This is a genomic window from Synechococcus sp. R55.7, assembly GCF_047461955.1.
Lineage (GTDB): Bacteria > Cyanobacteriota > Cyanobacteriia > Thermostichales > Thermostichaceae > Thermostichus.
The window spans coordinates 8,940-16,977 of the sequence record NZ_JANSIC010000016.1 but is presented as its reverse complement, the minus strand read 5'-3'; the positions used below and the strand labels follow the sequence as shown (position 1 = coordinate 16,977).

Here is an 8,038-nt window from a genome sequence, read left to right as displayed (position 1 = left end):
AGTAACCTGGAAAGCGTTCCGCTCCTTTGTGCCATGACTCAGCAACTGACTCTCGACGGACTGGGATTGGGATCGAATGGGGGATCCCGTCTGGGTCGGGTGATTGCCACCGATTTGCAGGGGGAGATGCAGCGCTCCTACCTGGAATACGCCATGAGCGTGATCGTGGGGCGGGCCTTGCCGGATGTGCGGGATGGCCTCAAGCCGGTACACCGCCGCATCCTCTACGCCATGCACGAGCTGGGCCTGACGCCGGATCGCCCCTACCGCAAATGCGCACGGGTGGTGGGGGATGTGCTGGGGAAATATCACCCCCACGGGGATCAGGCAGTTTATGACGCGCTGGTGCGCATGGTGCAAGACTTTTCCAGCCGCTATCCCCTGGTGGCGGGACACGGCAACTTCGGCTCTGTGGATGATGACCCGCCGGCGGCTATGCGCTACACGGAGTGCCGGCTGGCGGAGCTGAGCCACACAGCGCTTCTGGAGCAGGTGTCGGAAGAGATCGTCGATTTCATGCCCAATTTCGACGGATCCCAGGCGGAGCCCACCGTTCTTCCGGCCCGCTTGCCCATTTTGCTGCTCAACGGCTCTGCCGGCATTGCCGTGGGCATGGCCACCAATATCCCACCCCACAACCTGGGGGAAGTGGTGGATGGCCTGTTGGCTTTGATCGACCATCCCGACCTCAGCCCTGAGGAACTGTTGCGGTGGATCCCAGGGCCGGATTTTCCCACCGGCGGCCAAATCTTAGACACCCAAGGGATCCGCGAAGCCTACCTCACCGGGCGCGGTTCCATCACCCTGCGGGGAGTGGCCCGATTTGAGGAGATCCAACCGGGCAAAGGACGCCACCGCCGACCTGCTCTAGTCATCAGCGAGTTTCCCTACCAGGTGAACAAAGCCGCTTGGATCGAGAAGGTGGCGGAGTTGGCCAGCCAGGGCCGCCTCAGCGACATTGCCGATCTGCGGGATGAGTCGGATCGCAGCGGCATTCGCGTGGTGGTGGAGCTGAAGCGAGAAGCCAACCCGCAGGCGGTTTTGCAGCAGTTGTATAAGCTCACCCCTTTGCAAAGCAACTTTGGAGCCATCCTGCTGGCTTTGGTGAACGGGGAACCGCGGCAGCTCAGCCTCAAGGACATCCTGCAACACTTCTTGCAATTTCGCGAGGCCACCCTCAACCGGATGTTCCGCGCCGAACTGCAGCAGGTGCAGCGCAAGGCGGAAGAGGTGGCAGGAATGTTGCTGGCGTTGGCGGATCTGGAGGGGGTGATCGAGCTGCTGCGGCAAGCGCCCGATGGCACCACGGCCAAAGCCCAATTGCAAACTCGCCTGGGCTGTACCCCCCAGCAGGCAGAGACGATTTTGGCCATGCCTCTGCGTCGCCTGACGGGATTGGAGCGGGAACGGCTGCACCAGGAACACGCCCAGTTGCAGGCCCGCATCGAAGAACTGCAGGGGCTACTCAGCGACCGCCGCAAGCTCTTGAATTATTTGAAAAAAGAGCTGCGACACCTGAAAAAGACCTTCGGGGATCCCCGGCGCACCCAGATCCTCTCGGCCTCGGAGCTGGAAGCGGAAGTGGCCCAAATCCCCAGCGGCGAAGAGACGGAAGAGACCCACTTCTTGCTGCAATTCACCCGCAAGGGCTATGTGCGCCGCCTGCCTCTGCCTAGCCGTCGCTCCCGCAGCAACCCGGCGCAACGGGAACTGGGGGAAGATGTGCTGGTCGGCCTGGAATGCGTCACGCTGGAGCAGGAAATCTTGGTGCTCACCGCTGGCGGCAAGGCTTTTACCGTGCCCATCGCAGGGATCCCCCTCAGCACTGGCTCTTCACGGGGGGTACCCCTGCTCACCCTTCTTCCCAACCCTGAGCCGATCGTCGCCACCTTCACGTTGGCTCCGGATCCGGGCAAGGCAAGTTTGGTGGTGCTCAGCCGGCAGGGGCGGATCAAGCGGCTGGCCCTGGCAGAGTTGATGGGCCTCACCCAACGGGGATCCACTGTCCTAAAGCTAAAAGAGGGAGATGAGCTGGGCTGGGCAGCCCTTTGGGATCCCGGCCACCAAGGCTACAGCGTCGTCCTGGCTACTTCAGGGGGACGGGTGCTGCGGCTGGATGTCCAACAGATTCCCCTGATGGGTCGAGCGGCTATGGGATCGCCGGCCCTGCGCCTGGGGCGCACCGAACAGATTGCAGGTATGGCGCTGGTGCCCTCCCAAGGGATCCTGGTTCTGGCCAGCCGGTCGGGCTATCTGAAGCGCTTGTCTCTGGAGGAGATCCCCATCTTGGAGCGGAGTCCGGTGGGCGCGCCGGCCTTTCACTTCTCCGACCGAGGGGATGTGCTGGTGGGCTTGGTGGGTCTCCCCCCCGAGCTGGAGAGGCCTTCCCATCTGCAACTGGATGTGATCACGGAGTCTGAACAGGTGTACTCCTTCTCTCCTGCCGAGATCCCGCTGCAAAGCCGCTCCGGGGGCGGATCCCTCCTGGTCAAAGGGGAGCGGGTCAGGGAGTTGCGCCTGTTCTGGCCGCAGTGGCTGCCGGAAGGCGATGTGGGATAGCTCTTGGGGGAGCAGAAGATCCCTAGGACGAAGAGCCTTCCCCAGGCGAGGCCGAATCGGTCGGCGGGGAGCCGGGATCCGTCTCCGGCACTTCGGGATGGCGAACGGGCTTGGGTAGGGTGCCACCTGACCTGATAACCAAACAGCGCACGGTTTGGTGCAGCTCCTCCAGCAAAATGCTGATGGCAGAGCGGAAGTCTCGGTGGTCATCTCGCATTTGCTCCAGCATGGCGCGGATGACTTCCTGACAATCCTTCAGGATGTGCTGCTGCTGGGCAACAATCTGCACCAGTTCGCTTTGTTCCTTGAGCAGCTCCCGCAGACAAGAGCGCAGCTCTTCCACATGGCTCTGCCAAAGGGCCTGTCCTTCCCGCAGCTCCATCACGCTGGTGCGCAAATCGGCGGTCGAGTCTCTTAGGGCTTCGCTGTGGCGGCGCTCGGCTTCCAGTTGCTTTTGCTGCTCCTGCTGCTGTTGCCGCAACTCAGAATTGGCCCGCAAGTTGGCTTCCGCTGCCCTGAGCAATTGAGCCAATCGAACCTCAGTAACAACCCAACGCTCTTCCGGGGAGAGAGATCGACCTCGGCCAACTCGCCTGCAGAAGTACTTCACAGTCGCTGCACCCTATACACAACTCTCTACTTTAAATCAAAGCACCATAGGACTTCAGCCCAAGCAGAGACCTGTCTATCGGGCTTTGTCCCGGCTGTTTTCTGGGTTTACCCAATGTAGCCATGATAGCGGATGCCGAATCCAGAAGTTCGGAAGACGGAGCTGCCCCTCTCCAGGGATCCCAGTCGTTCTTCTAGGATGGTGGAGAGTTTGGATAAAAGAAACCATGCCTTCACTTGCAAATCAGGTGGTGCTGATTACCGGCGCCTCTGCTGGAATTGGGGAAGCCGTCGCTCTGGAGGCGGCCAAACGCGGGGCTCGCTTGGTGCTGGCGGCCCGCCGGGAAGGGCTGCTGCGAAACGTCAAAGACTTGGTGGAGAGTCGGGGAGCGGAGGCGCTGGTGGTGCCCACCGACATGGCCGATACGGCCCAGGTGGAGGCGCTGGCCCAAAAGGCTCTGGATCACTTTGGCCGGGTGGATATCCTGGTGAACAACGCCGGCTATGGCCAGATGGGGCCGGTGGAAGAGGTGGATGTGGCGGCCATGCGGCGCCAGTTTGAGGTGAATGTATTTGGCTTGCACGCCCTCACCCGTGCCCTCTTGCCCCAAATGCGGGAACGGGGCAGTGGCCGCATCCTCAACCTCAGCTCGGTGGCCGGCCAGCTGTCCATGCCTTTCAGCGGCGTTTACAGCGCCACCAAGTTTGCTGTCGAAGCCCTCAGCGACGCCCTGCGGGTGGAAGTGGCCCCCTTCGGCATCAAGGTTATCTTGATCGAGCCGGGGCCGGTAGCCACCGAGTTTGGCCGCGTGGCGGAAGAAACCTTTGCTGCCGTTGTCAACCCCAATGGCCCCTACAAAGCGATCTTGGACAAGACTGCCGAGCTGGCCAGCTCGTTTAACAAAATGGCCTGGCCGGTGGAGAAGGTGGTGGAGCCGATCCTGAGGGCGATGACCGATCCTCACCCTTCCGACCGCTACACCGCTTTCACGGGGGGTAAGGTGGCGTTGGGGCTGATGCGGCTCATGCCCGCTGCTCTGGCTGACTCCATGTGGCGGCGCGTCTATGGGCTGGATGGTCTGGGATCCCCCGGCTCGGCCTAATTGCAGGCTGGTGGCGGGCAGGGATCCCTACAAGATCTCAAGCCCATTGAGTTCTCCTTGGTGCGGGGGCAGGGTTGTGCCTTCCAGGAGGGACAGGTTAAGTTTGTTAAAGGACTTTTAATAACCGAGCGTTCTCTTCCCTATGAACAAGCCTCTATCTCCCCAGCGCTGGCTGATCGCCCTCCTGCTGGGCTTTTGTCTCTGGCAGGGATCCGGCCTGGTGCTGCAGCCTGCACCCGCCCATGCAGCTTTGGCCTCGGCCCTCACCTACGATCGCTTTTTGCGCTACGTCGAGGAGGGGCGGGTTACGGATGTGCGCCTCACGGACAACAATCTGGTAGCTGAAGTTACGGCTGTGGATCCCCAGACCCAGCATTCCACCCGCTACCGAGTGAACCTGCTGCCCAACACCGTACCGCAACTGGTGGACCGCCTCACCGAGCAGGGGATCGAAGTGGCAGTGGTACCCACCCGCAATGGCAGCGCCTTTTGGGCGCTTCTGGGCAACCTGGTGATCCCGCTGTTGCTGTTGGGAGGGTTGTTCTTTTTCCTGCGGCGTGCCGGTGCTGGAGCGGGCGGCCCTGGGCAGGCAATGAACTTCGGCAAATCGCGGGCCCGCTTTCAGATGGAAGCCAAAACCGGCGTTAAGTTCGACGATGTGGCCGGGATTGAAGAAGCCAAAGAAGAATTGCAAGAGGTGGTTACCTTCTTGAAGAAGCCGGAGCGCTTCACCGCTGTTGGGGCCAAGATCCCCAAGGGTGTGTTGTTGGTGGGGCCGCCGGGGACGGGCAAAACCCTTCTGGCCAAGGCCATTGCCGGCGAGGCAGGAGTGCCTTTCTTTAGCCTGTCCGGCTCTGAGTTTGTGGAAATGTTTGTCGGGGTGGGTGCCTCTCGCGTGCGGGATCTCTTCAAGAAGGCCAAGGAGAATGCGCCTTGCATCGTCTTCATCGACGAGATCGACGCGGTGGGCCGGCAGCGGGGGGCCGGCATTGGCGGGGGCAACGACGAACGCGAGCAAACCCTGAACCAGTTGCTCACCGAGATGGACGGCTTTGAGGGCAACACCGGCATTATCGTGATTGCCGCCACCAACCGCCCTGATGTGTTGGATGCGGCTCTCTTGCGTCCGGGCCGCTTCGACCGCCAGATTACGGTGGATCGGCCCAGTTTCAAGGGGCGCTACGAGATCTTGCGGGTGCATGCCCGCAACAAGAAGCTGGCGGAAGAGGTCAGCCTGGAGGCGATTGCCCGCCGTACCCCCGGCTTTGCCGGCGCGGATCTGGCCAACCTGCTCAATGAAGCGGCCATTTTGGCGGCCCGCCGTCAGCGCATGGCCATCACCAACCAAGACATTGAGGATGCCATCGACCGCATCACCATTGGCCTGACCAAGCCGCCGCTTCTGGACGGCAAGAGCAAGCGCCTGATCGCCTACCACGAGTGTGGCCATGCCCTGTTGATGACACTTTTGCCCCACGCGGATCCCTTGAACAAGGTGACCATCATCCCCCGTTCCGGCGGCGCAGGTGGCTTTGCCCAGCAACTGCCCAACGAGGAGCAGATCGACTCCGGCATGTACAGCCGCGCTTGGCTGCTGGATCGGGTGGTGGTGGGCTTTGGCGGTCGGGCGGCTGAAGAGATCGTCTTCGGCTACTCCGAAGTGACCACCGGAGCCAGCAACGACCTACAGCAGAACACGAATCTGGTGCGGCAGATGGTGACCCGCTTTGGCATGTCTGAGCTGGGGCCCTTGATGCTGGATCCCCCCAACAACGAGGTATTCTTGGGCGGCGGCTGGATGAACCGCGTCGAGTACTCGGAGGATGTGGCCGCCAAGATCGACCGCCAGGTGCGGCAGATCCTGGAGAGCTGTTACCAGAAAGCCAAGCAGATTTTGCTGGAGCACCGCCCTCTGCTGGATCGATTGGCCGATACCTTGGTGGAACGGGAAACCCTGGATGGCGACGAATTCCGGGCGATTGTCTCAGAGTATGTGCCCATCCCGGAGAAGGTCGGCCTGCCCAGTCCACTTGCGGAAGCGGGACGGAGTCCAAAGCTGGTCTAAGGGATCCCATCTCCATTGCCAGATAGACAACTGGGGGGGTTGTTGGGGCTGGATCCCGGCAGCTGCCCCCTTTTCCTCGCGAGTTTTGGGTTGCGTTGGGCTGTCGCATGCTCTCTTCGCTCTCTGCTTTGCCGGTTCACCTTTATCGCTGCCTGAGCTGCGGTCGGGAAGGGTTGACCCAATCACCAGGGCGGGAACAGGGATCCGTGGCGGATCGGGTTTATTGTCCCAGTTGTGGCCAAATTTACCCCATCACCGCTTCTGGGGCTGTGGATTTTATCGGCAGCTCATCGGACTTGCATCTCACCCCGGCCCAAGCCATTGCCCATCTGCCTGGGTTCGCCTGGGGCTACGATCGCCTCTGGCGGCCCTGGGCTCTGTCGCTACTGACGGGGGAGAGCTTTGGCAGCGAGCGGGAGAGTCAACTGCTGGCCGAGTTGGTGGGGGAGGGGGATCCCATCTTGGATTTGGGCACTGCCGGGGGGTACTGGAGCCGCTTGCTCCTGGCCAAGGATCCACAACGGACGGTGATCGGCCTGGACAATGCGGCAGGGGTATTGGCGGAAGCCGCTCAACAAGCGCAGCCCCACTGGCAGCACTACAGCCTGATGCGGGCTCGGGCTGAACAGCTTCCCCTCGCCTCTGGAACTTTTGGGGCGGTGATCAGCGGGGCCACCTTGAACGAATTGCCTTTGGATCCCTGTTTGCGGGAAATTGCCCGCGTCTTGAAACCGGGAGGGGCCTTTGTCTCGATGCACAGCCAGCAGGTACAGGGATGGGGGCAGATGGTGCAGCAATGGCTGGAAGCCACCGGCCTTCATTTTTTCTCGGAAACCCAGTTGCGCGAGCACCTTCAACAGGTGGGGCTGCAGTTGGAGCGTTATCTCAGCTTGGGTTGGGTGGCCTTTGTGCGGGCAGTGCGCCTCTGATCTGGGCTGGGTTGAGGTGGCCATTCATTGAGTCCAGAGCGGAGCCATCACCCAAATCCAAGTCGCGTCGATCCCCAGCCCTCCTCTTCCACCGGGAGAGGGCCTGGGAGTGAGGGCGAGAGCGCAGGCTAGGGGATCCACTCCAGCCCAACGCCAAAGCTAAACTCCCGATCCAGGGTCGAGTTGCGCAGGCTATAGCGAGCAGAAAGACGAAAGGAAGGGCTAATGGCGTAGGCAGCAGTGAGCTCCGCCAGGGTGGCCTGTCCTTCTTCCGGCTCCTGGGGGGCAACCCAACTGTAGCTGCCGGTCAAATCTACACCTCCCGGAGCCAAGGCCAAAACAGCAAAAGCCCCATAGCTAACTCCACTGAGGCTGCGGTTCTTTTGTTCCAAAGCCCGATACCCCAGTTGTGGCGCCAGATTAAAACGGGATCCCATGGGGGCCAGAAAGTAACGCATTTCCGACCCGTACTGGCGCACTTCGGGATGTTCGGAAGATTGGCGATAGTCACCGCTGAGGGTGAGGCGATCTCCCAGGCGCAAATCCTGCAGGCTGATTCGCCAGTGAGAAGAGGACTCGAAACCGGCCTGCAAGCGGGTGGGCAAGACAGGGGTGTTGCGGATTTCTTCCAGGAGATGGGGCGGGTTTTGCAGCCAGCGGCGCAACACGGGGCTGTCTTCTAAAATTCGGTCATCCAAGCCCAAATCCAAAGCGGCTGAGAGCGTGGCTGGCGCCGGATCCTGAATGCTGGCTTGCGTGGAATTGGCCCAAAC

Annotated in this window: 6 protein-coding genes; 4 read left to right on the top strand and 2 right to left on the bottom strand. The window is 61.4% G+C overall.

What is annotated here, in order from left to right:
• Window positions 1–33 precede the first annotated feature (33 nt).
• Window positions 34–2,559 (top strand): DNA gyrase/topoisomerase IV subunit A, encoded by a 2,526-nt coding sequence (locus NW820_RS01845; RefSeq protein ID WP_414406526.1) that lies wholly within the window; start codon window positions 34–36, stop codon window positions 2,557–2,559.
• A gap of 22 nt (window positions 2,560–2,581) precedes the next feature.
• Here NW820_RS01845 and NW820_RS01840 read toward each other — a convergent pair whose 3' ends face one another.
• Entirely contained in the window at window positions 2,582–3,091 is a 510-nt protein-coding gene (locus tag NW820_RS01840) for a hypothetical protein (RefSeq protein WP_414342192.1), read from the bottom strand.
• Between the two features lie 304 nt (window positions 3,092–3,395).
• Here NW820_RS01840 and NW820_RS01835 point away from each other — a divergent pair, with 304 nt between their 5' ends.
• The 3 genes from NW820_RS01835 to NW820_RS01825 all read left to right on the top strand — a co-directional run bounded on the left by NW820_RS01835 (window position 3,396) and on the right by NW820_RS01825 (window position 7,265).
• Window positions 3,396–4,271 (top strand): SDR family NAD(P)-dependent oxidoreductase, encoded by an 876-nt coding sequence (locus NW820_RS01835; protein ID WP_414406525.1) that lies wholly within the window; start codon window positions 3,396–3,398, stop codon window positions 4,269–4,271.
• 142 nt (window positions 4,272–4,413) lie between these two features.
• Window positions 4,414–6,336 carry an ATP-dependent zinc metalloprotease FtsH gene (ftsH, locus tag NW820_RS01830; protein ID WP_414406524.1) on the top strand — a complete coding sequence of 641 codons (1,923 nt, stop codon included), beginning with the start codon at window positions 4,414–4,416 and terminating at the stop codon, window positions 6,334–6,336.
• A 107-nt stretch (window positions 6,337–6,443) separates the two neighbouring features.
• Window positions 6,444–7,265: a class I SAM-dependent methyltransferase gene (locus tag NW820_RS01825; protein WP_414342194.1), complete on the top strand. Its 822-nt coding sequence runs from the start codon at window positions 6,444–6,446 to the stop codon at window positions 7,263–7,265.
• Between the two features lie 128 nt (window positions 7,266–7,393).
• Here the strand turns inward: NW820_RS01825 and NW820_RS01820 are convergent.
• The coding region (locus tag NW820_RS01820; RefSeq protein WP_414406523.1) for a hypothetical protein at window positions 7,394–8,038 on the bottom strand (645 nt) is incomplete at its 5' end.